Origin of the sequence: Seohaeicola sp. (assembly GCF_048006315.1) — a bacterium.
GTDB lineage: Bacteria > Pseudomonadota > Alphaproteobacteria > Rhodobacterales > Rhodobacteraceae > Seohaeicola.
Genome location: NZ_CP180350.1, coordinates 2972077 through 2997865 on the forward strand (window position 1 = coordinate 2972077; position 25789 = coordinate 2997865).

Consider the following 25789-nt stretch of genomic DNA (forward strand, 5'->3'; position numbering starts at 1 on the left):
ATGGAATTCATCGACCGGATCGAAGGGCTGGAGGCGCTTTATGGCACGGCATCTGTCGGATCGCAGCGCAAGGTGGCGCCCTACCTCACGCCCAGCTATCGCCGCTGGATCGAGGCGTCGCGCTTCTGCATCCTGTCGACCGTGGGCGAGGGCGGCACCGATGGCAGCCCGCGGGGCGATGATGGTCCGGTGGTGCGCGTGCTGGACCCCAGGACACTGGCCATGCCTGATTGGCGCGGCAACAACCGGCTGGATACATTGCGCAATATCGTGACGGACGGGCGAATCTCGCTGATCTTCCTGGTGCCGGGATCGCAGATCATGGTGCGGGTCAACGGACAGGCCAGGCTGACGGCGGATGCGGGGCTGCGCGCCAGTTTTGCCAAGGGTGGTGCAGAGCCCGCGACGGTGATCGTGGTCCGGCTTGACGAGGTCTATGCGCAGTGTTCGCGCGCGGTGATGCGGTCGGGGATCTGGGCGCGTGACGATGCGGCGGGGCTGCCGACACTGGGCGATATCCTCGCCGATGTGACGGCGGGCGAGATGGGCGGCAGCGATTTCGACGTCGATTGGGAAAAGCGGTCGCTGGCGGCGCTGTGGTAGCGGGCGACGGATTTTGAACATTCAGGGCAAGATGACAGGGCAGGGCGACTGCCCGGCATGAGAAAGGGGGCCGCGCGGCCCCCTTTTGCGTTCATGCGTGGCGCGTCTTACGCGTGGATCGGGCCATCGCCGCAGGCCAGGGCTGCTTCGCGCACGGCTTCGGACACGGTCGGATGGGCGTGGCAGGTCAGGGCCAGATCCTGTGCCGAGGCGCCGAATTCCATCGCGACGCAGATCTCGTGGATCAGATCGCCCGCCGAGGGGCCGATGATATGCGCGCCAAGGATGCGGTCGGTCTGCTTGTCGGCAAGGATCTTGACGAACCCGTCACCCTGGAACATCGCCTTGGCCCGCGCATTGCCCATGAAGGAAAACTTGCCGACCTTGTAGGCGACGCCCTCTTCCTTCAGTTGCTGTTCGGTCTTGCCGACATTGGCGACCTCGGGGTGTGTGTAGATCACGCCCGGAATGACGCCATAGTTCACATGGCCATGCTTGCCGGCCAGCACCTCGGCGACGGCCATGCCCTCATCCTCGGCCTTATGGGCCAGCATCGGACCGTCGATGGCGTCACCAATGGCATAAATGCCCTTCACGTTGGTCTGCCAATGGGCATCCGTCACGATCTGCCCGCGCTTGGAGGTTTCGATGCCCAGATCGGCCAGGCCCAGCCCGTCGGTGAAGGGCTTGCGGCCCGTCGCCACCAGCACGCAATCGGCGTCCAGCACGTGTTCGCTGTCATCCTTGCGCAGCTTGTAGGTGACCTTGGCCTTGGTCTTGAGGGTCTCGACCCCCTGCACGGCGGCGCCCATCACGAAGGTCAGGCCCTGCTTGGTCAGCATCCGCTGGAAGGTCTTTTGCACCTCGGCGTCCATGCCGGGGGTGATCGCGTCAAGGTATTCGACCACGGTGACCTGCGTGCCCAGACGGGAATAGACCGACCCCAGTTCCAGGCCGATCACGCCCGCGCCGATCACCACCATGGTTTTGGGGATCTTGCCCAGCGTCAGCGCGCCGGTCGAGGTCACGACGATCTCTTCGTCCACGGTGACGCCGGGCAGGCTTGAGGGTTCGGACCCCGAAGCGATGACGATGTTCCTCGCCTCATGCACCTCGTCGCCGACCTTCACCTTGCCGGGCGCGGGGATCGAGCCCCAGCCCTTCAGCCAGTCGATCTTGTTCTTCTTGAACAGGAATTCGATGCCCTTGGTGTTGCCCTCGACGGTTTCGTCCTTGTAGGCCAGCATCTGTTTCCAGTCGACCGAGGGCGATTTCCCCTTGAGGCCCATCTTGGCGAAGTTGTGCTCGGCCTCGTGCAGCATGTGGCTGGCGTGAAGCATCGCCTTGGACGGGATGCAGCCCACGTTCAGGCAGGTGCCGCCCAGCGTGGCGCGGCCTTCGACACAGGCGGTCTTGAGGCCCAGCTGGGCGCAGCGGATGGCGGCGACATAGCCGCCGGGGCCTGCGCCGATGATGATCACGTCATAGCTTGCCATGGGGAAATCTCCTTGAGGCCGTGGGAATTGCAAAGGGTTCGGGCTGCGGCATGGGCATCAGACCAGCGCCGCCAGCAGCATGAGGGTGGTGGCGCCGAAGCCGACCATCCAGATCAGTGACCGCCACGGCACAAGGCCGAAAGCATAGGCGGGCACGTAAAGCAGGCGCGCGACCAGGTAGGTCCAGGCGCAGGCAGCGGTAAAGCCGCTGGATTGCCCCGACAGGGTGACGACGACCACCGCCAGGGTGAACAGGATCAGCCCTTCGAAATGGTTGTTCAGCGCGCGGAACAGCCGCCCGGTGCGCGGGCTGACCTGTTCGATCAGCGGCTTGCCCAGCCGGTCGGGATCGCGCGGGCCCAGGGTCTTGCCGGTGCCCAGTTCCAGATTGGCGGGGATCGACATCAGCGCGAATTGCACGACCTGCAACAGACCGGCAAGGGCCAGCGCGGTCAGTTCCGGTGTCATGGTCTGCGTCATGTCTGCGGCCTTTCGCGGCGGGTCCAGATGGCCAGAGTGTCAGGCGTCAGGATGGCGGATTTGCGCGTGGTGAACCAGTCGAAACAGGCCTGTTCCGCCGCTGCGATGGCGGGGTCTTGCCGGAGGGTGGCCAGGCGCGCTTCGGTTTCCGGCCAGTGACGCAGGACCCTGCGGTCCTCGACATCGTTCTTGTTGGCGCTGCGGTGCCAGTTGGATCCCGGATGGTATTTCGTCTCGCCGATCTTGCCCTGCCCGTCGCCGCGATCGTTCTTCATCATGAACAGATCACGGGATTTGACGGCATAGTGATTGATCCGGGCGGTCGCGTTGGTCGCGGCCAGATCATGCGGGCGAAACCGGCTGGAACGATCCTGGTAGAGGCTTGCAGCATTCAGGGGGGTGCCGTCGGGGTTCACGACGCGCGGCGCATCGACCAGCGGATGGCGCGGGTTGTGATCGGTGGCGGCGCTGAAACTGGCGGCACGGAACAGGCATTTCGATTTGGTCACGCGCGGCTCTGGTGCCGGTTCGGCGCGGGTGAAGCTGGGCAGCACCGCCATGCCGGGGACCCATTCGGTGATGCCCGCATCACCGAACAGCTGCCACGGGATCGCGACGACATCCGCCTCGACCGCGTTGGCCATCAGGGTGGGCAAGCGCCCGTCGCCTGCGGTGATGTTCAGGAATTCGTCGCTGTCGATGTGCAAAAGCCATGTCACGCCCTCTGCCCGGGCCCAGTCAAGGACCAGCGCCATGCCGCTGTCCTGCGGCGGGGTGCCATGGGGGACGGTCTGGCGGATATGGGTCAGATGGCCTGCGTCGGCCAGCGCATCCAGCAGCGCATCAGACCCATCGGTGCAATCATTGCTGACCACGACCACATGGTCAAAGCCGATCACCTGGTGATAGGCCAGCCATTCAAGCACAAACAGCCCCTCGTTGCGCATGCACGAGACGAGGGCCGTCCGGCCCGATGCATCGGTCATGGGGGCGACTGGGGACATGAGGGGGTGCACCACGGGGGGCAGGGGAAGGGCGCGCGGATCACGCGCCCTTCGCAAGGGGGATCACAGATCCATCAGCAGGCGGCGCGGATCCTCCAGCGCTTCCTTGACGCGCACCAGGAAGGTCACGGCGCCCTTGCCGTCGACGATGCGGTGGTCATAGGACAGCGCCAGGTACATCATCGGGCGGATCACCACCTGACCGTTGATCGCCACGGGGCGGTCCTGGATCTTGTGCATGCCAAGGATACCCGACTGCGGGGGGTTCAGGATCGGCGAGGACATCAGCGAGCCATAGACACCGCCGTTCGAGATGGTGAAGGAACCGCCCTGCATTTCCGCCATGGACAGCTTGCCGTCACGGGCGCGCACACCCAGTTCGGCGATCTTCTTCTCGATCGCGGCAAAGCTCATCTGGTCGGCGTCGCGCACCACCGGCACGACCAGACCCGAGGGTGTGCCCACGGCGACACCCATGTGGACGAAGTTCTTGTAGACCACGTCGGTGCCGTCGATCTCGGCGTTCACCTCGGGCACTTCGCGCAGCGCATGGCAGCAGGCCTTCACGAAGAAGGACATGAAGCCCAGTTTCACGCCGTGCTTCTTTTCGAAGATGTCCTTGTATTCCTTGCGCAGGTCCATCGTCGCGGTCATGTCCACCTCGTTGTAGGTGGTCAGCATGGCGGCGGTGTTCTGCGCGTCCTTGAGGCGGCGCGCGATGGTCTGGCGCAGGCGGGTCATCTTGACGCGTTCCTCGCGGGCGGCGTCATCGGCGGATACGGGCGCGCGCGGCGCGCTGGCCACGGGGGCCATGGGGGCGGGCGCAGCCCGGGTACCGGCGGCAATCGCCTTTTGCACGTCTTCCTTCATGATGCGTCCGTCACGTCCTGTTGCTGTTACCGCATCGCGGCTGATCCCGGCCTCTGCCATGGCCTTTTTCGCGGCGGGTGCGTCTTCCACGTCCTTGCCTGATGCTGCGGGCGCGGGGGCGGCTGCGGCTGCGGGCGCATCGGCCTTGGCCGCAGGTGCCGCGCCCGAGGCGGAAATCACCGCCAGTTTCGCGGCTGCATCAACGGTCGTGCCTTCGGGGGCCACGATTTCGGCCAGAACACCAGCGGCGGGGCTGGGCACTTCGACGCTGACCTTGTCGGTTTCCAGCTCGCACAGCATCTCGTCCTGCGCGACGGTGTCGCCCACCTTCTTGAACCAGGTCGAGACCGTCGCCTCGGAGACGGACTCGCCCAGCGAGGGCACCATGACATCGACGGTTTCCGACTTGCCTGCCTTGGCGGGCTTGTCATCCGCCTTGGCGGCTTTCGCGGCGGGCTTGGCGGCGGCTTCGCCTTCGCTGATCGTGGCCAGCAGGGCGTCGACACCCACGGTCGCGCCCTCTGTCGCGATGATCTCGCCCATCACGCCGGCTGCGGGGGCCGGGACTTCGACGGTCACCTTGTCGGTTTCCAGCTCGCACAGCATCTCGTCGGCGGCGACGGCATCACCCGGCTTCTTGAACCAGGTGGCCACTGTGGCCTCGGTCACGGATTCGCCAAGGGTGGGGACGCGGACTTCGGTTGTCATGGGTTATTTCCCTTTGATGGTCAGCGCTTCGTCAACCAGCGCCTGTTGTTGTGCTTTGTGGGTCGAGGCCAGGCCCGTCGCGGGCGACGCGCTGGCGGCACGGCCGGCATAGACGGGCCGCTGGTGCTTGGCGTCGATGCGGCCCAGGACCCATTCGATATTCGGCTCGATGAAGCTCCAGGCGCCCTGGTTCTTGGGCTCTTCCTGGCACCAGACCATCTCGGCATCCTTGAAACGTTCCAGTTCGCGCACCAGGCTCATGGCCGGGAACGGGTAGAACTGTTCGATCCGGAGCAGGTAGATATCGTCGATCCCGCGCGCATCGCGTTCTTCCAGCAGGTCGTAATAGACCTTGCCGGAACACATGACGACGCGCTTGATCTTGTCATCTGCGGCCAGCTTGGTGTCCGAATGCCCTTTTTCGGCATCGTCCCACAGCACCCGGTGGAAGCTGGACCCGGTGGTGAAATCGGCCGCATCCGAGATCGCCATCTTGTGGCGCAGCAGGGATTTCGGCGTCATCAGCATCAGCGGCTTGCGGAAGGTCCGGTGCAGCTGGCGGCGCAGGATGTGGAAATAGTTGGCCGGTGTCGTGCAGTTGGCGACGATCCAGTTGTCCTGTCCGCACATCTGCAGGAACCGTTCCAGGCGGGCGCTGGAATGTTCCGGGCCCTGGCCTTCATAGCCGTGCGGCATCAGGCAGACGAGGCCCGACATCCGCAGCCACTTGCTTTCGCCCGAGCTGATGAACTGGTCGAACATGATCTGCGCGCCGTTGGCGAAGTCGCCGAACTGGGCTTCCCACATCACCAGCGCGTTGGGTTCGGACAGCGAATAGCCGTATTCGAAGCCCAGCACCGCGTATTCCGACAGCATCGAATCGATGACCTCGTAGCGGGCCTGCCCCTCGCGGATGTTGTTCAGCGGATAGTAGCGTTCCTCGGTGTCCTGGTTGATCAGGGCCGAATGGCGCTGGCTGAAGGTGCCGCGCGTGCTGTCCTGTCCCGCCAGACGGACGGGATAGCCTTCCAGCAGAAGCGAGCCGAAGGCCAGCGCCTCGCCGGTGGCCCAGTCAAAGCCTTCGCCGGTGTCGAACATCTTCTTGCGGGTTTCCAGCAGACGTTCGACCGTCTTGTGCATGGGAAAGCCCTCGGGCGCGCGGGTCAGCGCCGTGCCGATCTGTTCCATCGTCTCGGGCTTGATGGCGGTCTTGCCGCGCTGGTATTTCTTCTGGTCGCGCCGATCCAGATGCGACCAGCGCCCGTCCAGCCAGTCGGCCTTGTTGGGCTTGTAATCCTTGCCGGCCTCGAACTCCTCGTTCAGGCGGGCCTGGAACGCGGCCTTCATGTCCTCGATCTCGCCCTCGGGGATCAGGCCGTCCTTGACCAGACGCTCGGTATAAAGGGTCAGCGTGGTCTTCTGCTTCTTGATCTTGTTGTACATCACCGGGTTGGTGAACATCGGCTCGTCGCCTTCGTTGTGACCGAAGCGGCGGTAGCAGATGATGTCCAGCACCACGTCCTTGTGGAACATCTGGCGGAATTCGGTGGCGACCTTGGCGGCATGCACCACGGCTTCGGGATCGTCACCGTTCACGTGGAAGATGGGCGCCTCGACCACCAGTGCGTTGTCCGTGGGATAGGGGCTGGAACGGCTGAAATGCGGCGCCGTGGTAAAGCCGATCTGGTTGTTCACCACGATATGCATCGTGCCGCCGGTCTTGTGACCGACCAGGCCCGACAGGGCGAAACATTCCGCCACGACGCCCTGGCCCGCAAAGGCCGCGTCGCCGTGCAGCAGCACCGGCAGAACCTTGCTGCGGTCGGTATCATTCATCTGCGCCTGCTTGGCGCGGACCTTGCCCAGCACGACCGGATTGACCGCCTCGAGGTGCGAGGGGTTGGCCGTCAGCGACAGATGCACCTCGTTGCCGTCGAATTCGCGGTCGCTGGAGGCGCCGAGGTGGTATTTCACGTCGCCCGATCCGTCCACGTCCTCGGGCTTGAAGCTGCCGCCCTGGAATTCGTTGAAGATCGCGCGATAGGGCTTGCCCATCACGTTGGCCAGAACCGACAGGCGACCCCGGTGAGGCATGCCGATGACGATTTCCTTGACGCCAAGGTTGCCGCCGCGCTTGATGATCTGCTCCATCGCGGGGATCAGGCTTTCGCCGCCGTCCAGACCGAAACGCTTGGTGCCCATGTATTTGACATGCAGGAACTTTTCGAAGCCCTCGGCCTCGACCAGCTTGTTCAGGATCGCGCGGCGGCCTTCGCGGGTGAAGGTGATTTCCTTGCCGTAGCCCTCGATCCGTTCCTTCAGCCATGCGGATTGCTCGGGGTCCGAGATATGCATGTACTGCAGCGCGAAGGTGCCGCAATAGGTCCGCTTCACGATGTCGAGGATCTGGCGCATGGACGCGATCTGCAGGCCCAGCACGTTATCGATGAAGATCGGCCGGTCCATGTCGGCCTCGGTGAAGCCGTAGGATTTGGGATCAAGCTCCGGGTGCGGGGTCGGCTCGCGCAGGCCCAGCGGATCCAGATCGGCGGCCAGATGGCCCCGGATCCGGTAGGCGCGGATGATCATCAGTGCGCGCACGGAATCGAGAACCGCGCGCTTGACCTGATCGTCGGTGACCTTCACGCCCACCTCTGCCGCCTTGGCCGCGATCTTCTGGCCAGCGGCACGGGTTTCCACCGGGGCGGGCCATTGGCCGTCCAGCGCGGATGTCAGCTCGTCCGACGGTGCGGGCGGCCAGTCGGCGCGCGCCCAGCTGGGGCCTGCGGCCTCGCGTTTCACATCATGATCGGCGTCGCCCATCGCCCGGAAGAACGCCTGCCATGCCTCGTCGACCGCGTTCGGGTCTGCGGCATAGCGCGCATAAAGCTGTTCCAGGTATTCGGCGTTGTGCCCCTGCATGAAGCTGGAGGCGTGGAAGACGTCGTTGGGGGATTGCTCGGTCATGATGTCACCTGAACGTGGGAAAACCCCGGCAGACAGCTGCCGGGGCCGTTGATTTGCAGCTCAGCCGATGGCCTTCAGCACGGCCTCGCCCAGACCTGCGGGGCTGTCGGCCACGATGATCCCGGCGGATTTCATCGCCTCGATCTTGCTTTCGGCGTCGCCCTTGCCACCGGCCACGATGGCGCCGGCATGGCCCATGCGGCGGCCTTTCGGCGCGGTGCGGCCCGCGATGAAACCGGCGGTGGGCTTCCAGCGGCCGCGCTTCTTCTCGTCCTTGAGGAACTGCGCTGCTTCTTCTTCCGCGGAACCGCCGATTTCGCCGATCATGATGATCGACTGGGTCTCGGGGTCGGCCAGGAACATTTCCAGCACGTCGATATGCTCGGTCCCCTTGATCGGATCGCCACCGATGCCCACGGCCGAGGACTGGCCCAGACCGCTGTCGGATGTCTGCTTGACCGCCTCATAGGTCAGGGTGCCCGAACGGGACACGACACCGACCGAGCCGCGCTTGTGGATATGGCCCGGCATGATGCCGATCTTGCAGGCGCCGGGTGTGATCACACCGGGGCAGTTCGGCCCGATCAGGCGGGATTTCGACCCTTCCAGCGCGCGCTTGACCTTCATCATGTCCAGCACCGGGATGCCTTCGGTGATGCAGACGATCAGCTCCATCTCGGCGTCGATCGCTTCCAGGATCGAATCCGCCGCGAAGGGGGGCGGCACGTAGATCACGGAGGCATTGGCTTCGGTCACGTGCTTGGCCTCGTGGACCGAGTTGAAGACCGGCAGGTTCAGGTGGGTCGTGCCACCCTTTCCCGGCGTCACGCCGCCGACCATCTGCGTGCCATAGGCAATCGCCTGTTCGGAATGGAAGGTCCCCTGCGAGCCGGTGAAGCCCTGACAGATGACCTTGGTGTTTTCGTTGACGAGGACTGCCATGCTCTTATCCCTTCACCGCTTTGACGATCTTTTCCGCGCCATCGCGCAGGTCGTCCGCCGCGATCACATCCAGACCGGAGTTGCGGATGATTTCCTTGCCCTTGTCCACGTTCGTGCCTTCAAGACGCACGACCAGCGGCACTTTCAGGCCGACTTCCTTCACCGCGGCGATCACGCCCTCGGCGATGACGTCGCAGCGCATGATGCCGCCGAAGATGTTGACCAGGATGCCTTTGACATTGGGGTCAGAGGTGATGATCTTGAACGCCTCGGTCACCTTTTCCTTGGTGGCGCCACCGCCCACGTCCAGGAAGTTGGCGGGTTCGGCGCCGTAAAGCTTGATGATGTCCATGGTGGCCATCGCCAGACCCGCGCCGTTGACCATGCACCCGATCTCGCCGTCCAGCGCGATATAGTTCAGGTCGTATTTCGAGGCGGCCAGTTCCTTGGGGTCTTCTTCCGTCTCGTCGCGCAGGGCGGCGACATCGGCATGGCGGTAGACCGCGTTGCCGTCAAAGCTGACCTTGGCGTCCAGCACCTTGAGGTCGCCCTTGTCGGTCACGATCAGCGGGTTGATTTCCAGCATCTCCATGTCCTTCTCGACGAAGGCCTTGTAGAGCAGGCCCATCAGGCCGACGCACTGCTTGACCTGCGCGCCTTCCAGACCCAGCGAGAACGCGATGCGGCGCCCGTGGAAACCCTGGTAGCCGGTGGCGGGATCGACGCTGAAGGACAGGATCTTTTCGGGGGTGGCGGCTGCCACTTCCTCGATGTCCATGCCGCCTTCGGTGGAGCAGACGAACGAGATGCGGCTGGTCTGGCGATCCACCAGCAGCGCCAGGTAAAGCTCGCGCTGGATGCCCGAGCCGTCTTCGATATAGACGCGGTTGACCTGCTTGCCGACGGGGCCGGTCTGATGGGTCACAAGGGTGCGGCCCAGCATCTTCTTGGCTTCTTCGGCAGCTTCCTCGACTGATTTGGCAAGACGGACACCGCCCTTTTCGCCGGCGTCTGCTTCCTTGAACTTGCCCTTGCCACGTCCGCCCGCGTGGATCTGGGCTTTCACGACCCAGAGGGGTCCGTCCAGTTCGCCTGCGGCGGTTTTGGCTTCTTCGGCCCGAAGGACGACACGTCCGTCCGAGACCGGGGCGCCGTAGGTGCGAAGGAGGGCCTTCGCCTGATACTCATGAATGTTCATGAAATTGTCCCGTCTTGCTGCGATTGCGCCGGGGTTTGGCACAGGATGGCGCAACAAATAAACGGTTTTTTCCGGTTTCCGGGGTTTTGCGCGTTATTTTGCGTATTTGTGATCACACGTCGAAAATCTGTGATCACAAACAGGGAGTCACGGTGATTGGCGCATCCCTGAAAGAATCAGGGCCGGCGCATGGCCGACCCTGACAGGATATGACAGAGGTTTCGCGCGCGAAACCCTGGGTGGAAATCACGCCAGCGAGGGGTCGATTTCCTTGCAGGCAGCCACCAGGCCTTTGACCGCGTCGACGGATTTGTCGAACATTGCCTGCTCGTCCTTGTTCATCGTGATGTCCACGACCTTTTCGATGCCGCCGGCACCGATCACGGTGGGCACGCCGACGTAGAAGCCTTTCAACCCGTAGGCGCCATCAACATAGGCCGCGCAGGGCAGGACGCGCTTCTGGTCCTTCAGGTAGGCTTCTGCCATTTCGATGGCGGATGTGGCGGGGGCGTAGAAGGCGGAACCCGTCTTCAGAAGGCCCACGATTTCGGCACCGCCGTCGCGGGTGCGCTGCACGATCGCGTCCAGCTTGTCCTGCGTGGTCCAACCCATCTTGACCAGGTCGGGCAGCGGGATGCCGGCCACGGTGGAATAGCGCACCAGCGGCACCATCGTGTCGCCATGGCCGCCCAGCACGAATGCGGTGACGTCGCGCATCGATACGCCGAATTCCAGGCTCAGGAAGTGGCGGAAGCGGGCGCTGTCCAGAACGCCGGCCATGCCGCAGACCTTGTTGTGCGGCAGGCCCGAGAATTCGCGCAGCGCCCAGACCATCGCGTCGAGCGGGTTGGTGATGCAGATGACGAAGGCGTCGGGGGCATGCTTTGCAATGCCTTCGCCCACGGATTTCATGACCTTGAGGTTGATGCCCAGCAGGTCATCGCGGCTCATGCCTGGCTTGCGGGGCACACCGGCGGTGACGATGCAGACATCCGCGCCTGCAATGTCCTCGTAGGACTGGGTGCCGCGCAGCGCCGCGTCGAACCCTTCGGAGGGGCCGGATTCCGCGATGTCGAGCGCCTTGCCTTCGGGGGTACCCTCGGCAATGTCGAACAGGACGATATCGCCCAGCTCTTTCAGCGCGGCGAGGTGGGCAAGCGTGCCCCCGATCTGTCCGGCGCCGATGAGGGCAATCTTGGGTCTGGCCATTGGAACTGTCTCCGCTTGGTTGATTTTGCCGCATGGGGTAGTCCCTTCCGCGCCGTCGCGCAAGTGTGCTGCGCTGCGCTGCGGCGGGAAGGGGGGCTGTTCCCTGCCATGCGATGCGGCTAAATGCGTGACAAGGCGCAATTTTCACAAGCAGGGCCAAGCATGGATCTGGACGCGCAGTTTTTCATGGTAGCGATACCGGCGGTTCTTTTCGCGGGCATCTCGAAGGGCGGGTTCGGATCGGGCGCCGCCTTTGCCGCGGCCTCGATTCTGGCGGTGGCGCTGGAGCCGGGGCAGGCGCTGGGGATCATGCTGCCGCTTCTGATGCTGATGGATGTGGCCAACCTGCGCCCCTACTGGAAGAAATGGAGCGCACCTGACGCCAAGCTTCTGATCCTGGGCGCCTTGCCTGGCGTGGCGCTGGGGGCCTGGCTTTACACGATTGCCGATGCCGATGTGTTCCGGCTTCTGATCGGCGTGATCTCGATCGGGTTCGTGGCTTGGCAGATGGGGCTGAAACTGGGGCTGATCCGCGCGGTGCGGGCCGAATTGCCGCTGTGGGCGGGGGCGCTGGCCGGGGCCACGGCGGGGTTCACCAGTTTCGTCAGCCACGCGGGCGGGCCGCCGGCCGCGGTGTGGCTGCTGTCGCGCAAGCTGGGCAAGACGCCTTATCAGGCGACGACCGTGATCGTCTTCTGGGCGGTCAATATCGCCAAGTTCATTCCTTACGCCTTCCTGGGCATATTCACGGCCGAGACGCTGCTGGCCGATCTGTTCCTGGCGCCCGTGGCGCTGCTGGGGGCCTGGCTGGGCGTGAAGGCGCATCACATGGTGCCGGAACGCGCCTTTTTCGCGCTGACCTACATCTTGCTGACGATCACCGGGGTCAAGCTGGTCTGGGACGCGCTGACCTGATCGGGCGGAGGAGCTGTGGTCAGGCCCCCTGTCCCGGTGGTGTCAGCGCATCGGCCATGGCCTCATAGGCCTGCCCGGAGGCGACAAGGCAGGTCAGACCCGAAGGCAGGGTTTGCGTGATCGTCCAGCTGCCACTGTCGTCGCTGGCAAACACCTCGATCAGCACGTTGTTGGCGCCAAGGCCGATCGCGCGGCGCGTTTCGCCATAGGTGCCGGCCAGACGTTCAAGGACCTTGTCGCGCGGGGCGCAGTTGACGCTGCTGCGCGCCTCGGTGGCGGGGGCCAGCGTGGCCATGGCCAGTGTCAGAAGAACCACGCCGGTTGTCAGTATCGTCCGTTCATATGCCATCGGTTTGACCTTTCCATGATCGCATGGATGACAGGCTGCGGCACGAGGATTTAAGTGAGGTTAACAGGCCGCGCCGCGCAGGGTTTTTGCGGGAAGTATGCCATGGCATGCGCTTTTTTCTGCAATGCGGCACGAATAGCCTTGAAGGTTTACACCAAAAAATGCCATCTCTGCGCAAGATTATTACAAGGAAGACTCAGGCCATGGACATCCGCCCCTATCGTTCGGTTCTCTATATTCCCGGCTCGAAGGAGCGTGCGCTGGACAAGGCGCGCGACCTGCCGGTGGATGCGATCATCTTCGATCTGGAAGACGCGGTGACGCCTGATGCCAAGGTCGAGGCGCGCAGCACCCTTGCGCAGGCGCTGGCGGTCGGCGGTTACGGCGCCAAGGTGAAGATCATCCGCATCAACGGTCTGGATACGGAATGGGGCGCGGGCGATGTCGAGGCGCTGCGCGAGGCGGGGGCGGATGTGTTCCTGCTGCCCAAGGTCAATTCCGCCGCCGATGTGCAGGCGCTGGCCGACCTTCTGGGCAATGGCACGCCGATCTGGGCGATGATGGAAACGCCGCTGGGCATCCTGAACGCGGCCGGGATCGCCGCGCATCCGCAGCTGACGGGCTTCGTGGCGGGCACCAACGATCTGGCGAAAGAGCTGAATTGCCGCTACCGCGCCGACCGTCTGCCGATGCAGATGGCGTTGCAGACCATCCTGATGGCCGCGCGCGCGCATGGCGTGATCGCGATCGACGGCGTCTACAACCAGTTCAAGGATGACGAGGGTCTGCGCGCCGAATGCGAACAGGGCCGCGACATGGGCTTTGATGGCAAGACCCTGATCCATCCCGCGCAGGTCGATGTGACCAACACCGCCTTTGCCCCCTCCGAGGCCGAGATCGATCTGGCGCGTCGCCAGATCGCCGCCTATGAAGAGGTCGAGGCAAGCGGGCAGGGCGTGGCCGTCGTGGATGGCAAGATCGTCGAAAACCTGCATGTCGAGACCGCCAAGAAGATCCTTGCCATGGCTTCGGCCATTTCATCCCTCTGATCGGAGACTGCCCATGACCCTGCTGACCCTCGGTGTGATCCTCTGGGCCGCGGCCCATTTCTTCAAGCGGCTGGCGCCGGGCGTGCGCGGTCCAATGGGCGACAAGGGCAAGGGGCTGGTGGCCGTGGCCATCGTGATCAGCCTGCTGATGATGATCTTCGGCTATCGCGGCGCCGAGTTCATCCATGTCTGGGCGCCGCCCGCTTGGACCGTTCACCTGAACAACCTGATGATGCTGATCGCGGTCTTCGTCTACGGCATGAGCGCCACGAAAGGCCGTCTGCGCGGCAAGATGCGCCATCCGCAGCTGACGGCGGTCAAGATCTGGGCGGTGGCGCATCTGCTGGTGAATGGGGATCTGGCCTCGATCATCCTGTTCGGGGGCATGCTGGCCTGGGCTGTCGTCTCGGTCATCCTGATCAACCGGTCCGAAGTCTGGGTGCGGCCCGCGCCCGGCGAGGCGAAGAAGGACATCCTGCTGGTCGTGATCACGCTGGTGCTGTTCGGGGTGATGACCGGCATCCATGCATGGCTGGGCGTCTCGCCGTTCCCGGGGTGACAGGATGCAGCTTTACCGGTTCCTGACGGCCGATGACACGGACGCCTTTTGCCACAAGGTGACGCGCGCGCTGAACAACGGCTGGGCGCTGCATGGCAGCCCGACCTATGCCTTCGACGCCGCCAATGGCGTGATGCGCTGCGGGCAGGCCGTGACCAAGGAGGTGCCCGGCACCTATTCCCCCGATCTCAAGCTGGGAGAGCAGTGAATGAAAGTCCCGCAGTTCCACGTGGTTCCGATCAAGACCAACGCAGGCCGGTTTTTCGAGGATTACAGCATCGGGCAGGTGATCGACCATGCCGTGCCGCGCACCGTGTCAGGTGGGGAAAGGGCGCTTTATCATGCGCTTTATCCGGCGCGGCATGCGCTGTATTCGTCCGATGAATTCGCGCGTTCCTGCGGTTTGCCGCAAAGCCCGCTGGATGATCTGGCGGCCTTTCATATCGTCTTCGGCAAGACCGTGCCCGATGTGTCGCTGAATGCGATTGCCAACCTGGGCTATGCGCAGGGCCGCTGGCTGAAGCCGGTCTATGCGGGCGATACGATCCGTTCGACATCCGAGGTGATCGGCCTCAAGCAGAATTCCAACGGGCAATCGGGCGTCGTCTATGTGCGTACGCGCGGCCTGAACCAGCGGGACGAGGTGGTTCTGGATTACGTGCGCTGGGTCATGGTGCGCAAGAACGACACCGATGCGCCCGCACCCGAAACGGTCGTGCCCAAGTTGGCGCCGGCGCTGACGCCGGATCAGCTGGTGGTGCCCGAGGGGCTGGATTTCAGCGGCTATGATTTCACCCTGTCGGGCGAGCCGCATCGCTGGAGCGACTACGAGATCGGCGAGACCATCGACCATGTGGACGGTGTCACGGTCGAGGAAGCCGAGCACATGATCGCCACGCGGCTGTGGCAGAACACCGCCAAGGTGCATTTCGACGCGACCAACCGCGCCGACGGGCGGCGGCTGATCTATGGTGGGCATGTGATCAGCATGGCGCGGGCGCTGTCGTTCAATGGCCTGGCCAATGCGCAGATGATCGTGGGGCTGAACGCGGGCGCGCATGCGAACCCCTGTTTCAGCGGCGATACGATCCGCGCCTGGTCCGAGGTTCTGGACAAGGCCGAGACATCGACGCCCGGTGTGGGCGCGATCCGCCTGCGCCTTGTGGCGACCAAGGCGGCGGGGGCGTTCCGGCTGAAAAGCGACGATGGCAAGTATCAGCCGCATGTGCTGCTGGACCTCGACTATTGGGCGCTGATGCCGATGTGATCACAAAAATGGGCCGGTATTTCGGGCCTGTCCGAAAGACAGCAAGCACCGAGTCCGGGGCAAAACGGGTGAGTCCGGTCGATTTGCGGCCGCTTGATTCCCGTTTTGGGATTGTCGTCTGGCGGGTTTGTGATCACGGGCAAACCTCTTGTGATCACGAACGCCCGCAATGCGTCACTTCGCGCAGATTTTTCTGCATGTCGGGGCTGTGCTGACGTGACAGAGCCGCTAAAAAGAGTATCAAGGCCGCAAAAGGCATCGAAAGGTATACCGTCGTGTGCAGTAGTGGCGCCGGTCCTTTCGCAACCCAAGAAGGAAGGGACACATGGCTGACGTGAACCGGGGCAACCGCCCGCTTTCGCCGCACCTGTCAATCTATCGCCCGCAACTGACCTCGATCACCTCGATCCTGACGCGGATCACGGGCAATGCGCTGATCCTGGCCGCGCTGCTGATCGTGTGGTGGTTCCTGGCCGCGGCGACGTCGCCTGCCTATTTCGCCCTGGCCGATGCGGTGCTGACCAGCTGGTTCGGGGACCTTGTGATGTTCCTGTCGCTCTGGGCGCTGTGGTATCACACGCTGGCGGGCGTCCGGCACCTGATCTGGGACAACGCGAAGATGCTGGATATCGAGAGCGCCTACAAGCTGGGCTATGCCGTGATCGGCGGGTCGGTTCTGCTGACCCTGCTGACCGTGGCCGTAATCTGAGAGGGCTGAGAGATGCGATACCTGACCGACCGCAAGCGCGCGATGGGCATGGGTTCGGCCAAGACGGGCACCGCCCATTTCTGGTCGATGAAAGTGTCCTCGGTGGCACTTCTGATCCTGATCCCGCTGTTCGTCTTCACCTTCGGCCCCATGCTGGGCGCGCCGCATGACGAGGTGCTGGCCTATTTCGCCCATCCTTTCCCGGCCATCGTGGCTGCGCTGACCCTGATCGTGGGGTTCAAGCACTTCAACGAGGGTGCCCAAACCATGATCGAGGACTATGTCCACGGCACGACACAGAAAATCGTGATCATCGCGGTGACCTGCCTGAGCTATGGCGCAGCCGCCACCGGGCTTTTCGCCATCGCGAAGATCGCGCTTTAACTTTCGGAGACTGTTGCAATGGCAGCTTATCAATACGAGACCCATGATTATGACGTCGTGGTGGTCGGGGCCGGCGGCGCCGGTCTGCGCGCGACGCTGGGCATGGCGGAACAGGGCCTGCGCACGGCCTGCGTGACCAAGGTTTTCCCGACGCGGTCGCATACGGTCGCGGCGCAGGGCGGCATTGCCGCCTCGCTGTCGAACATGGGGCCGGATCACTGGCAGTGGCACATGTATGACACCGTGAAGGGGTCGGACTGGCTGGGTGACACCGACGCCATGGAATACCTGGCGCGCGAGGCGCCCAAGGCGGTCTATGAGCTGGAACATTACGGCGTGCCGTTCAGCCGCACCGAAGAGGGCAAGATCTATCAGCGTCCCTTTGGCGGGCATACGACCGAATTCGGTGAAGGCCCGCCGGTGCAGCGCACCTGTGCTGCCGCCGACCGGACCGGCCACGCGATCCTGCACACGCTTTATGGCCAGAGCCTGAAGCAGAAGGCAGAATTCTACATCGAATATTTCGCCATCGACCTGATCATGTCCGAGGACGGCGTGTGTCAGGGTGTCGTCTGCTGGAAGCTGGACGATGGCACGATGCATGTGTTCAACGCCAAGATGGTCGTTCTGGCCACGGGCGGCTATGGCCGCGCCTATTTCAGCGCGACAAGCGCGCATACCTGCACCGGCGACGGCAACGGCATGGTCGCGCGGCAGGGTCTGCCGCTGCAGGACATGGAATTCGTGCAGTTCCACCCGACCGGCATCTATGGCGCGGGCTGCCTGATCACCGAGGGCGCGCGCGGCGAGGGTGGATACCTGACCAACTCGGAAGGCGAGCGTTTCATGGAACGCTATGCGCCGACCTACAAGGATCTGGCCAGCCGTGACGTGGTCAGCCGCTGCATGACGATGGAGATCCGCGAGGGTCGCGGCGTCGGCGCGGACAAGGATCATATCCACCTGCACCTGAACCACCTGCCGCCCGAAGCGCTGCATCTGCGCCTGCCCGGCATTTCGGAAAGCGCACGCATCTTTGCGGGCGTGGACGTCACCAAGGAACCGATCCCGGTTCTGCCGACGGTGCATTACAACATGGGCGGCATTCCGACGAACTACTGGGGCGAGGTCCTGAACCCGACCGCCGATGATCCCGACCGGATCGTGCCGGGCCTGATGGCCGTGGGCGAGGCGGGCTGCGCATCCGTGCACGGGGCGAACCGTCTGGGGTCGAACTCGCTGATCGATCTGGTGGTCTTTGGCCGCGCCGCCGCGATCAAGGCGGGGCAGGTCGTGTCCGCCGGCGCGCCGAACCCGAAGGTGAACAAGGCCTCTGTCGATTTTGCCTTCGACCGTTTCGACGGGCTGCGCCACGCCAATGGCAACGTCGGCACCGCAGAACTGCGTCTTGAGATGCAGAAGACCATGCAGGCCGATGCGGCGGTGTTCCGCACCGACAAGACGCTGGCCGAGGGTGTCACCAAGATGACCGCCGTGGCGGGCAAGATGGATGACATCAAGGTCACCGATCGCAGCCTGATCTGGAACTCGGACCTGATGGAGACGCTGGAGCTGACCAACCTGATGCCCAACGCGCTGGCCACCATCGTAGGCGCCGAGGCGCGCAAGGAATTGCGCGGCGCGCATGCCCACGAGGATTATCCCGACCGGGACGATGCCAACTGGCGCAAGCACACCATCGCGCGGGTCGATGGCAGCAAGGTCGACCTCAGCTATCGCCGGGTCGTGACCGAGCCCTTGACCAAGGAAGCGGAAGGCGGGATCGACCTGAAGAAGATCGCGCCCAAGGCACGGGTCTATTGATCCCTGCCCGCGGCATAGGTGCCCTGCGGGGGCTGGGTCTGGCGGCGCTCTGTGCCGCCACGCTGGCCGCCTGCACGCCTGCCGATCAGGATCGGCTGACCCGCGATGCCGCGCGCGCCGCGATCACGCCGGTTCTGGTGCAGCGCTTCCCCGGCGTCCCGGTGGAGCCGGCGGTGGATTGCATCATCGACAATGCCAGCAGCCGCGAGTTGCTGGCGCTGGCCGCCGACAGCATTACCGGACCCACGGCCAATACCGTGGAGCTTGTGACGAATATCGTGTCCCGGCCGGACACGCTCAATTGCCTGCTGGCCAATGGCCTGCCAGCCCTTCTGTGACGGGAGAGACATCATGGTGCAACTGACACTGCCGAAGAACAGCCGGATGCGGACCGGCAAGACCTGGCCCAAGCCCGAGGGCGCCAAGAACCTGCGGACCTTCAAGATCTACCGCTGGAACCCCGATGACGGGGAAAACCCGCGGCTGGATACCTATCACGTCGATCTGGATACCTGCGGTCCGATGATCCTGGATGCGCTGATCAAGATCAAATCCGAGATCGACCCCACGCTGACCTTCCGCCGGTCCTGCCGCGAGGGGATCTGCGGGTCCTGCGCGATGAACATCGACGGGATCAACACGCTGGCCTGTCTGCATGGCATGGATGACGTGAAGGGCGATGTGAAGATCTATCCGCTGCCGCACATGCCGGTGATCAAGGATCTGATCCCTGACCTTACGCATTTCTATGCGCAGCACGCCTCGATCATGCCCTGGCTCGAGACCAAGACCAACCGCCCCGCCAAGGAATGGCGCCAGTCGGTCGAGGATCGCGAAAAGCTGGACGGGCTTTATGAATGCGTGATGTGTGCCTGTTGCTCGACCTCGTGCCCGTCTTATTGGTGGAACGGGGATCGGTACCTGGGACCGGCCGCGTTGCTGCACGCCTATCGCTGGATCATCGACAGCCGCGACGAGGCCACGGGCGAGCGTCTGGACGAGCTGGAAGATCCGTTCAAGCTGTATCGCTGCCACACGATCATGAACTGCGCCAAGACCTGCCCCAAGGGTCTGAACCCGGCCAAGGCGATTGCCGAGATCAAGAAGATGATGGTCGAACGCACCGTGTGATGCGGGCCGGGCAGGGGGGCTGTCTGCCCCCCGTCCCTGCGGGACTCCCCCCGAGGATACTTGCGGCAAGAAGAAGGGGCGGGCCGGGGGCCTGCCTTTTTTGTTCCGGAGGGTGAGAAACCATGTTGATTCCCCTGGGGTTGATCATCGCCTTCGTGCTGATCGCGATTTTCGCGCGGCGCGGGATGCGATCGTGCCGCTGGCGAATGGACCGGACAGGGGACCAGGGGGGCATGTCCTGTTTCCGCTGTGCGGCCTGTGGTGCGGAGGTGCTTGTGCCGCGAGGCCAGACACCGCAGGATTGCCGCAATCCACGCAAAACCTGAGGGAGACAGGACAGAATGCAAGAGCCAGCCGATGCCGCCGCGCGCCGCGCCGTTCACCCGGTGATCTGCTACCCGGTCGAAACTTTGCCTCTGGCTGATCTGGCGCTTTATGCGGGTTTTCGCGCGGGGGCGGTCAAGACGGGTGACGTGATCGTGCCCCCGCGCGAGGCGGGGACATTCCGGGTGCCTGCGGGCGGTTTTTTCCGCATCTCGTCGATTGAAGGGCCGCAGGTGGGGGACCTGAACCTGTGGCATGCGGATGATCTGTCCGAACGGTTCTACAGCGGCAAGACCCGCGCGCTGCATGGCACGCATGTGACCACGGGGCAGCGGCTGTGGTCATCCTTTCCCACGCTGCGCCCGATGGCGACGATCGTGGCGGATACGCTGGGATGGTATGGCAAGGACGATTTCGGCGGGTCGGTGCATGACGTGATCGGCACGCGCTGCGATCCCTATACGCATAACCTGCTGTCGGGTGGGCAATACCATCATTGCTGCCATTCCAACCTGACCCGCGCGCTGGCCGATGCCACCGGCATGGGGCTGCACGAGGCGGAAGCGCATGTGCATGACGTGCTGAACGTGTTCATGTGCACGGGCTTCACCCGCGACACGGGGCAGTATTTCATGAAGGCCAGCCCGGTGCGGCCCGGCGACTACCTTGAGTTCTTCGCCGAGGTGCCGCTGCTGGGGGCGCTGTCGGCCTGTCCCGGTGGGGATTGTTCGGCCGAGCATTCATCGGATCAGGCGGCATGCCATCCGCTGCTGGTCGAGGTGTTCGAGACGCCCGCCGACCTGCTGGGGGATTGGGCCAGCCCGCCACCCAACGGCTATGATCGCCGTCACGGGCGCTAGGCCGGCTGCTCAGGCCTCGGGGAAGGCTGCGGCAAGCGCGATCTCGACCATGTCGCCAAAGCTGCCCTGTCGCTGATCGGCAGGCAGGGCCGCGCCCGTCAGCAGATGGTCGGAGACGGTCAGCACCGCCAGCGCGCGCACACCGTGGCGCAGGGCGAGGTTGTAAAGCTCGGCCGCTTCCATCTCGACGCCCAATATGCCGTGGCGGGTCATGATCTCGTTCAGGTCGGGGCGTTCATCATAGAAGACATCCGATGAATAGATGCCGCCCACATGGGTCGGCACGCCGCGCGCCTCGGCCGCGGTGACGGCGGCGCGCAGCAGCGACCAGTCGGCATGGGGAGCGAAGTTCAGCTCGCGGAAGATGCCCGATGAGGGGGTCGCGAGGGTCGTTGCGGTCATGGCGATGATCACGTCGCGGATCGCCACGTGATCCTGCATCGCCCCGCAGGAGCCGATGCGGATCAGCGTCTTTGCGCCGTAGTCGCGGATCAGTTCGTTGGCATAGATCGACAGCGACGCCATGCCCATGCCCGAGCCGTGGATCGTCACGCGCTGACCACGCCAAAGGCCGGTGTAGCCCAGCATGCCGCGCACCTCGTTGATGCAATGGGGATCGGTGAGGAATGTCTCGGCCGCCCATTTCGCGCGCAGGGGGTCGCCCGGCATCAGGACGGTTTCGGCGATGTCACCGGGTTTGGCACCGATATGGATGGTCATGTCTGGTCCTTGGGGTCAGCGGCTGTACTTGATGAAAGGGGTCACATGGGCGATGCGGTCGTAAAGCAGCCGGGCGGTCGTGTTGAAGTCCTGCGTCATCCAGTAGACGGCGGGCGTGCCGCGGCGGTCGGCCTCGACATAGACGGCCTCGATCAGGGCGCGGCCGATGCCCTGGCCGCGCACATCCGGGTCGGCGTAGAGATCCTGCAGGTAGCAGACATCTTCCACGCGCCAGTTGTGGGCATGCCAGATCGCGTGGACCAGACCCACGGCGCGGCCATCCAGATCGGCGATGAAACAGCAGCGTTCGGGATGGGCCGGGTCAAGCTGACGGGCGAAGGTCGTGGCGAAGATCGCATCGGGCAGGGTGGTGTCGTAGAAGGCCAGGTACGCGGTCCAGAGGCGGCGCCATGCGGGTTCATCGGCGGCGGTCAGGGGGCGGATGGTCAGCGGCATGGGCGGCGTCCTGTTGCAGTGTCCCGGGGATGATGCAGACTGGCGGGGCAGAGTGCAAGCGTGGCCCTGCGCATGCAAAAAGGGGGGCGGATGCCCCCCTTTCGGAAATTCGCCTTGCCGGGTGCTATTCTGCGGCGACAGCCTTGGGATCGGCCAGGGTCACGATATCCATCATGATCGTGTTCAGTTCGAAATCCTTGGGCGTGTAGACGCGGGCGACGCCCATTTCCAACAGGCGTTTCGCGTCATCCTCGGGGATGATGCCGCCCACGACCACGGGGATATGGCCCAGGCCCGCCGCGCGCAGCCGCTCCATCAGGTCGGCCATCAAGGGCATGTGCGAGCCGGACAGGATCGACAGGCCAATCACATGCGCCTCGCCTTCGCTGGCGGATTTGACGATTTCCTCGGGCGTCAGGCGGATGCCTTCGTAATCGATGTCCATCCCGCAGTCGCGGGCGCGGAAGGCGATTTGTTCGGCGCCGTTGGAATGACCGTCCAGACCCGGCTTGCCCACAAGGAACCGCAGGCGGCGGCCCAGCTTGTCGGAGACCGCGTTGACGGCGTCGCGGATGTCATCCAGCCCTTCGGTCTTGTTGCTGACCGAGCGGGACACACCCGTGGGACCGCGATATTCGCCAAAGACCGCCCGCATCTGCGCGGCCCATTCGCCCGTGGTCACACCGGCCTTGGCCGCGCGGATCGAGGGCTCCATGATGTTGCGGCCTTCTTTGGCTGCGGCGCGCAGATCGGCCAGCGCCTCGGCCACGGCGGATGCGTCGCGGGTGCTGCGCCAGGTGTTCAGGCGGCCGACCTGTTCGGCCTCGACCGCGGGATCGACGGTCATGATCCCGCCATCCCCGGTCATCAGCGGCGAGGGTTCGCCCTGCTGCCATTTGTTGACGCCCACGACGATGGTTTCGTTCCGTTCGATCCGGTTCAGGCGTTCGGCGTTGCTGTCGACAAGGCGCGACTTCATGTAGTCGATCGCGCTGATCGCGCCGCCCATGCTGTCGAGGTTGGCCAGTTCCGCCCGCGCGCCGTCCTTCAGCGCCTCGACCTTGCGATCCACGGCGGGGTTGCAATCGAAGAGGTCATCGTATTCCAGCAGATCCGTCTCATAGGCCATGATCTGCTGCATGCGCAGCGACCATTGCTGATCCCAGGGGCGGGGCAGGCCAAGCGCCTCGTTCCAGGCGGGCAGCTGCACGGCGCGGGCGCGGGCCTTTTTCGACAGGGTGACGGCCAGCATCTCGATCAGGATGCGGTAGACGTTGTTTTCGGGCTGCTGTTCGGTCAGGCCAAGGCTGTTGACCTGTACGCCATAGCGGAAGCGGCGGAATTTGGGGTCGGTCACGCCGTAGCGGGTCTCGCAGATTTCATCCCACAGATCGACGAAGGCGCGCATCTTGCACATCTCGGTGATGAAGCGGATGCCCGCGTTCACGAAGAAAGAGATCCGGCCCACAAGCTGGGGGAAATCCGCCTCGGGGACCTTTCCTTTCAGATCGTCCAGCACGGCGGTGGCCGTGGCCAGCGCAAAGGCCAGTTCCTGTTCGGGCGTCGCGCCTGCCTCTTGCAGGTGGTAGGAACACACGTTCATCGGGTTCCATTTCGGCACATTGGTATAGCAATAGGCCGCGACATCGGTGATCAGGTGCAAGGATGGCTTGGGCGGCAGGATATAGGTGCCCCGGCTGAGGTATTCCTTGATGATGTCGTTCTGCACGGTGCCTTGCAGTTTGCTGATATCGGCGCCCTGTTCCTCGGCCACGGCGATATAAAGCGCCAGCAGCCAGGGTGCCGTGGCGTTGATCGTCATCGAGGTGTTCATCTGTTCCAGCGGGATCGCGTCGAACAGCGTGCGCATGTCGCCCAGATGGCAAACGGGGACGCCGACCTTGCCCACCTCGCCCTTGGCCAGAATGTGATCGCTGTCATAGCCGGTCTGCGTGGGCAGGTCGAAGGCCACCGACAGGCCCGTCTGCCCCTTGGCGAGGTTGGAACGATAAAGCGCGTTCGAGGCCTTTGCCGTGGAATGGCCTGCATAGGTGCGGAACAGCCAGGGCTTGTCTTTTTGCGTCTCGGTCATGGGGCCTCGCGGGTCATCGTGTGAATCAGTGTCGGCAATTTTATTGCGTTCCCGTGTTGATACTTGGAATTTTATGGCGCTGTCAATTCGCTGCGTTGCGGCATGGGCTGTCGCTGCGCAGGGCACCGCATTTGATTTACCTCTGACGGGATTCGCGCCATTGTCGGCGCATGGGTGCAACCGTTGAAATGCCTGTCTGGCTGCTAGTCCTGATCCTGCTTTTCGCGGGCGTGACCTTTGCATCGCATTTCCTGTTTCCATCCGTGCGCTGGTTTTTCCGCAAGCGCGCAGAGCGTGTGATCGCAGAGTTGAACAAGCGGCTGGAGCGGCCGATCCAGCCGTTCAAGCTGGCGCGGCGCTATGACATGATCCAGCGGCTGATCTATGATCCCGAGGTGCTGCGCGCGGTGGCGGCTCATGCGGCGGCCGAGGGGGTGCCGGAAAACGTGGCTTTCGAGCAGGCGCGGCGCTATGCGCGCGAAATCGTGCCGTCCTTCAGTGCCAGCGCCTATTTCGGGGTGGCGACGCGCCTGGCGCGCCTGATCAGCACATCGCTTTATCGGGTGCGCCTGGGTCACTACGCGGGCGATGCGCTGGCAAAGGTGGATCGCGACGCCACGGTGGTCTTCGTGATCAACCATCGCAGCAACATGGATTACGTGCTGGTCACCTATCTGGCCGCCGAACGATCGGCCCTGTCCTATGCGGTGGGGGAATGGGGCAGGGTCTGGCCGCTGAGCGCGCTGATCCGGGCGATGGGGGCCTATTTCATCCGGCGCAAGCGGTTCGGGCCGCTCTACAAGGCGGTGCTGTCGCGCTATGTCCAGCTTGCGACCGAGGCCGGGGTGACCCAGGCGGTGTTCCCGGAAGGCGGGCTGAGCCTGACTGGCGCCATTGCTTCGCCCAAGCGCGGGATCCTCAAGTACATCGTCGAGGGGCGCGATCCCGAAGGCCGGGACGTGGTCTTTGTGCCGGTGGCGGTCAATTACGACCGGGTGCTGGAGGACCGGGTGCTGGTGGCGGCCCATGCCGCAGGCGAAAGACGGTTCACCGCGCGGTTGGCAACTGTCCTTGCCTTCGTGGGCAAGATGTTGCGCCTGCGCTTCAAGGGACAGTTTCACCGTTTCGGCTATGCCTCGGTCAGTTTCGGCGAACCGCTGTCCCTCAAGGCGTTTGGCCAGGATGTGCCAGCGCTGGCGGATGAGCTGATGGCGCGCATCGCTGCCGAAGTGCCGGTGCTGCCCGTGCCGCTGGTGGCGACCGCGCTGTTGCAGGCCGAAGAGCCGATGAACCTGGGGGAACTGGACCGTGCGGTGCGGGCGTTGCTGGACGACCTGCCGGAGGCGCATCTGCATATGCCGCGTCAGGATGTGGGTTACATGATCGAAGTGGGTCTGCGCATGCTCACGCAGCGCCATCTGGTGGACGAGGCCGGCGGATTCATCCTGGTCGAACCCGAGGAGCGCGCCCTGCTGGAGTTCTATGCCGCCTCCATCGCGCATCTCTTTCGCAGTCGCAGCACCTGAACGCAGGGAATGCTGCAGCTGCAGGGTTATAAAATTTCAAAATAGGCACAATTGGTGTTGCATTGTTGCGCGACCAACTTTATCTCGAAGATCAGCGCCGCGATTCTGCATCGCGGCATGACCGAGACACGCCCATTGAGCAATGAC

General features: G+C 63.9%; 25 protein-coding genes. 13 read left to right on the forward strand and 12 right to left on the reverse strand.

Annotated features, from left to right (window positions below; genetic code table 11):
• Window positions 1-603 (forward strand): pyridoxamine 5'-phosphate oxidase family protein, encoded by a 603-nt coding sequence (locus tag ACMUJL_RS14895; protein ID WP_375573144.1) that lies wholly within the window; start codon window positions 1-3, stop codon window positions 601-603.
• Window positions 604-710: 107 nt separating this feature from the next.
• On the opposite strand, the gene lpdA is transcribed toward ACMUJL_RS14895, so the two are convergent.
• The 8 genes from lpdA to mdh all read right to left on the reverse strand — a co-directional run bounded on the left by lpdA (window position 711) and on the right by mdh (window position 11477).
• The gene (gene lpdA, locus ACMUJL_RS14900) at window positions 711-2099 is read right to left on the reverse strand and encodes a dihydrolipoyl dehydrogenase (protein WP_068286094.1); all 1389 of its coding nucleotides are present in this window, start codon (window positions 2097-2099) and stop codon (window positions 711-713) included.
• 57 nt (window positions 2100-2156) lie between these two features.
• Window positions 2157-2567, reverse strand: coding sequence for an MAPEG family protein (locus tag ACMUJL_RS14905; RefSeq protein WP_375573883.1), 411 nt, complete (start codon window positions 2565-2567; stop codon window positions 2157-2159).
• Between the two features lie 8 nt (window positions 2568-2575).
• Window positions 2576-3565, reverse strand: a complete 990-nt coding sequence (locus ACMUJL_RS14910; RefSeq protein WP_375573142.1) for a glycosyltransferase family 2 protein — start codon at window positions 3563-3565, stop codon at window positions 2576-2578.
• A gap of 81 nt (window positions 3566-3646) precedes the next feature.
• On the reverse strand, window positions 3647-5161 hold the full coding sequence (gene odhB, locus ACMUJL_RS14915) for a 2-oxoglutarate dehydrogenase complex dihydrolipoyllysine-residue succinyltransferase (RefSeq protein ID WP_375573140.1): 1515 nt from the start codon (window positions 5159-5161) through the stop codon (window positions 3647-3649).
• A gap of 3 nt (window positions 5162-5164) precedes the next feature.
• Entirely contained in the window at window positions 5165-8128 is a 2964-nt protein-coding gene (locus ACMUJL_RS14920) for a 2-oxoglutarate dehydrogenase E1 component (RefSeq protein ID WP_068290420.1), read from the reverse strand.
• Between the two features lie 60 nt (window positions 8129-8188).
• Window positions 8189-9070: a succinate--CoA ligase subunit alpha gene (sucD, locus tag ACMUJL_RS14925; protein WP_068290421.1), complete on the reverse strand. Its 882-nt coding sequence runs from the start codon at window positions 9068-9070 to the stop codon at window positions 8189-8191.
• A gap of 4 nt (window positions 9071-9074) precedes the next feature.
• On the reverse strand, window positions 9075-10268 hold the full coding sequence (gene sucC / locus ACMUJL_RS14930; RefSeq protein ID WP_068290423.1) for an ADP-forming succinate--CoA ligase subunit beta: 1194 nt from the start codon (window positions 10266-10268) through the stop codon (window positions 9075-9077).
• 246 nt (window positions 10269-10514) lie between these two features.
• A complete protein-coding gene (gene mdh, locus ACMUJL_RS14935) occupies window positions 10515-11477 on the reverse strand; it encodes a malate dehydrogenase (protein ID WP_068290424.1) in 963 nt (320 codons plus the stop codon).
• Between the two features lie 186 nt (window positions 11478-11663).
• Between mdh and ACMUJL_RS14940 the strand changes: the two genes are divergently transcribed.
• Complete coding sequence (locus ACMUJL_RS14940) at window positions 11664-12392, forward strand: sulfite exporter TauE/SafE family protein (protein ID WP_375573136.1); 729 nt, start codon at window positions 11664-11666, stop codon at window positions 12390-12392.
• A 19-nt stretch (window positions 12393-12411) separates the two neighbouring features.
• On the opposite strand, the gene ACMUJL_RS14945 is transcribed toward ACMUJL_RS14940, so the two are convergent.
• Complete coding sequence (locus tag ACMUJL_RS14945) at window positions 12412-12741, reverse strand: hypothetical protein (RefSeq protein WP_068290426.1); 330 nt, start codon at window positions 12739-12741, stop codon at window positions 12412-12414.
• A gap of 203 nt (window positions 12742-12944) precedes the next feature.
• Between ACMUJL_RS14945 and ACMUJL_RS14950 the strand changes: the two genes are divergently transcribed.
• The 10 genes from ACMUJL_RS14950 to ACMUJL_RS14995 all read left to right on the forward strand — a co-directional run bounded on the left by ACMUJL_RS14950 (window position 12945) and on the right by ACMUJL_RS14995 (window position 20848).
• Window positions 12945-13790 carry an HpcH/HpaI aldolase/citrate lyase family protein gene (locus ACMUJL_RS14950; protein ID WP_068290427.1) on the forward strand — a complete coding sequence of 282 codons (846 nt, stop codon included), beginning with the start codon at window positions 12945-12947 and terminating at the stop codon, window positions 13788-13790.
• Window positions 13791-13803: 13 nt separating this feature from the next.
• Entirely contained in the window at window positions 13804-14349 is a 546-nt protein-coding gene (locus ACMUJL_RS14955) for an NnrU family protein (RefSeq protein WP_068290429.1), read from the forward strand.
• A 4-nt stretch (window positions 14350-14353) separates the two neighbouring features.
• On the forward strand, window positions 14354-14557 hold the full coding sequence (locus tag ACMUJL_RS14960; RefSeq protein WP_068290430.1) for a DUF1737 domain-containing protein: 204 nt from the start codon (window positions 14354-14356) through the stop codon (window positions 14555-14557).
• Entirely contained in the window at window positions 14558-15616 is a 1059-nt protein-coding gene (locus tag ACMUJL_RS14965; RefSeq protein ID WP_068290431.1) for a MaoC family dehydratase, read from the forward strand.
• A gap of 325 nt (window positions 15617-15941) precedes the next feature.
• Window positions 15942-16325, forward strand: a complete 384-nt coding sequence (sdhC, locus tag ACMUJL_RS14970; protein ID WP_068290432.1) for a succinate dehydrogenase, cytochrome b556 subunit — start codon at window positions 15942-15944, stop codon at window positions 16323-16325.
• Window positions 16326-16337: 12 nt separating this feature from the next.
• Complete coding sequence (sdhD, locus tag ACMUJL_RS14975; protein ID WP_068290433.1) at window positions 16338-16709, forward strand: succinate dehydrogenase, hydrophobic membrane anchor protein; 372 nt, start codon at window positions 16338-16340, stop codon at window positions 16707-16709.
• A gap of 18 nt (window positions 16710-16727) precedes the next feature.
• A complete protein-coding gene (sdhA, locus tag ACMUJL_RS14980) occupies window positions 16728-18533 on the forward strand; it encodes a succinate dehydrogenase flavoprotein subunit (protein WP_416914327.1) in 1806 nt (601 codons plus the stop codon).
• Window positions 18530-18871: a hypothetical protein gene (locus tag ACMUJL_RS14985; RefSeq protein WP_375573130.1), complete on the forward strand. Its 342-nt coding sequence runs from the start codon at window positions 18530-18532 to the stop codon at window positions 18869-18871. Before sdhA ends, ACMUJL_RS14985 begins: the two co-directional genes overlap by 4 nt.
• 13 nt (window positions 18872-18884) lie before the next feature.
• The gene (locus ACMUJL_RS14990) at window positions 18885-19664 is read left to right on the forward strand and encodes a succinate dehydrogenase iron-sulfur subunit (protein WP_375573128.1); all 780 of its coding nucleotides are present in this window, start codon (window positions 18885-18887) and stop codon (window positions 19662-19664) included.
• Between the two features lie 341 nt (window positions 19665-20005).
• Window positions 20006-20848 carry an urea carboxylase-associated family protein gene (locus ACMUJL_RS14995; protein WP_375573126.1) on the forward strand — a complete coding sequence of 281 codons (843 nt, stop codon included), beginning with the start codon at window positions 20006-20008 and terminating at the stop codon, window positions 20846-20848.
• Between the two features lie 9 nt (window positions 20849-20857).
• Here ACMUJL_RS14995 and deoD read toward each other — a convergent pair whose 3' ends face one another.
• The 3 genes from deoD to ACMUJL_RS15010 all read right to left on the reverse strand — a co-directional run bounded on the left by deoD (window position 20858) and on the right by ACMUJL_RS15010 (window position 24116).
• Window positions 20858-21568, reverse strand: coding sequence for a purine-nucleoside phosphorylase (deoD, locus tag ACMUJL_RS15000; protein WP_375573124.1), 711 nt, complete (start codon window positions 21566-21568; stop codon window positions 20858-20860).
• Window positions 21569-21583: 15 nt separating this feature from the next.
• Window positions 21584-22024, reverse strand: a complete 441-nt coding sequence (locus ACMUJL_RS15005) for a GNAT family N-acetyltransferase (RefSeq protein WP_375573122.1) — start codon at window positions 22022-22024, stop codon at window positions 21584-21586.
• Window positions 22025-22148: 124 nt separating this feature from the next.
• The gene (locus ACMUJL_RS15010) at window positions 22149-24116 is read right to left on the reverse strand and encodes a methylmalonyl-CoA mutase family protein (RefSeq protein ID WP_375573120.1); all 1968 of its coding nucleotides are present in this window, start codon (window positions 24114-24116) and stop codon (window positions 22149-22151) included.
• A gap of 170 nt (window positions 24117-24286) precedes the next feature.
• Between ACMUJL_RS15010 and ACMUJL_RS15015 the strand changes: the two genes are divergently transcribed.
• Window positions 24287-25642: a 1-acyl-sn-glycerol-3-phosphate acyltransferase gene (locus ACMUJL_RS15015; RefSeq protein WP_375573118.1), complete on the forward strand. Its 1356-nt coding sequence runs from the start codon at window positions 24287-24289 to the stop codon at window positions 25640-25642.
• Window positions 25643-25789 lie beyond the last annotated feature (147 nt).

What these genes read in the sequence shown, in the direction of transcription:
- ACMUJL_RS14895 (WP_375573144.1), top strand. Translation starts at nt 1, where the DNA reads ATGGAATTCATCGACCGGATCGAAGGGCTGGAGGCGCTTTATGGCACG.
- lpdA (WP_068286094.1), bottom strand. Translation starts at nt 2,099, where the DNA reads ATGGCAAGCTATGACGTGATCATCATCGGCGCAGGCCCCGGCGGCTAT.
- ACMUJL_RS14905 (WP_375573883.1), bottom strand. Translation starts at nt 2,567, where the DNA reads ATGACACCGGAACTGACCGCGCTGGCCCTTGCCGGTCTGTTGCAGGTC.
- ACMUJL_RS14910 (WP_375573142.1), bottom strand. Translation starts at nt 3,565, where the DNA reads ATGACCGATGCATCGGGCCGGACGGCCCTCGTCTCGTGCATGCGCAAC.
- odhB (WP_375573140.1), bottom strand. Translation starts at nt 5,161, where the DNA reads ATGACAACCGAAGTCCGCGTCCCCACCCTTGGCGAATCCGTGACCGAG.
- ACMUJL_RS14920 (WP_068290420.1), bottom strand. Translation starts at nt 8,128, where the DNA reads ATGACCGAGCAATCCCCCAACGACGTCTTCCACGCCTCCAGCTTCATG.
- sucD (WP_068290421.1), bottom strand. Translation starts at nt 9,070, where the DNA reads ATGGCAGTCCTCGTCAACGAAAACACCAAGGTCATCTGTCAGGGCTTC.
- sucC (WP_068290423.1), bottom strand. Translation starts at nt 10,268, where the DNA reads ATGAACATTCATGAGTATCAGGCGAAGGCCCTCCTTCGCACCTACGGC.
- mdh (WP_068290424.1), bottom strand. Translation starts at nt 11,477, where the DNA reads ATGGCCAGACCCAAGATTGCCCTCATCGGCGCCGGACAGATCGGGGGC.
- ACMUJL_RS14940 (WP_375573136.1), top strand. Translation starts at nt 11,664, where the DNA reads ATGGTAGCGATACCGGCGGTTCTTTTCGCGGGCATCTCGAAGGGCGGG.
- ACMUJL_RS14945 (WP_068290426.1), bottom strand. Translation starts at nt 12,741, where the DNA reads ATGGCATATGAACGGACGATACTGACAACCGGCGTGGTTCTTCTGACA.
- ACMUJL_RS14950 (WP_068290427.1), top strand. Translation starts at nt 12,945, where the DNA reads ATGGACATCCGCCCCTATCGTTCGGTTCTCTATATTCCCGGCTCGAAG.
- ACMUJL_RS14955 (WP_068290429.1), top strand. Translation starts at nt 13,804, where the DNA reads ATGACCCTGCTGACCCTCGGTGTGATCCTCTGGGCCGCGGCCCATTTC.
- ACMUJL_RS14960 (WP_068290430.1), top strand. Translation starts at nt 14,354, where the DNA reads ATGCAGCTTTACCGGTTCCTGACGGCCGATGACACGGACGCCTTTTGC.
- ACMUJL_RS14965 (WP_068290431.1), top strand. Translation starts at nt 14,558, where the DNA reads ATGAAAGTCCCGCAGTTCCACGTGGTTCCGATCAAGACCAACGCAGGC.
- sdhC (WP_068290432.1), top strand. Translation starts at nt 15,942, where the DNA reads ATGGCTGACGTGAACCGGGGCAACCGCCCGCTTTCGCCGCACCTGTCA.
- sdhD (WP_068290433.1), top strand. Translation starts at nt 16,338, where the DNA reads ATGCGATACCTGACCGACCGCAAGCGCGCGATGGGCATGGGTTCGGCC.
- sdhA (WP_416914327.1), top strand. Translation starts at nt 16,728, where the DNA reads ATGGCAGCTTATCAATACGAGACCCATGATTATGACGTCGTGGTGGTC.
- ACMUJL_RS14990 (WP_375573128.1), top strand. Translation starts at nt 18,885, where the DNA reads ATGGTGCAACTGACACTGCCGAAGAACAGCCGGATGCGGACCGGCAAG.
- ACMUJL_RS14995 (WP_375573126.1), top strand. Translation starts at nt 20,006, where the DNA reads ATGCAAGAGCCAGCCGATGCCGCCGCGCGCCGCGCCGTTCACCCGGTG.
- deoD (WP_375573124.1), bottom strand. Translation starts at nt 21,568, where the DNA reads ATGACCATCCATATCGGTGCCAAACCCGGTGACATCGCCGAAACCGTC.
- ACMUJL_RS15005 (WP_375573122.1), bottom strand. Translation starts at nt 22,024, where the DNA reads ATGCCGCTGACCATCCGCCCCCTGACCGCCGCCGATGAACCCGCATGG.
- ACMUJL_RS15010 (WP_375573120.1), bottom strand. Translation starts at nt 24,116, where the DNA reads ATGACCGAGACGCAAAAAGACAAGCCCTGGCTGTTCCGCACCTATGCA.
- ACMUJL_RS15015 (WP_375573118.1), top strand. Translation starts at nt 24,287, where the DNA reads ATGGGTGCAACCGTTGAAATGCCTGTCTGGCTGCTAGTCCTGATCCTG.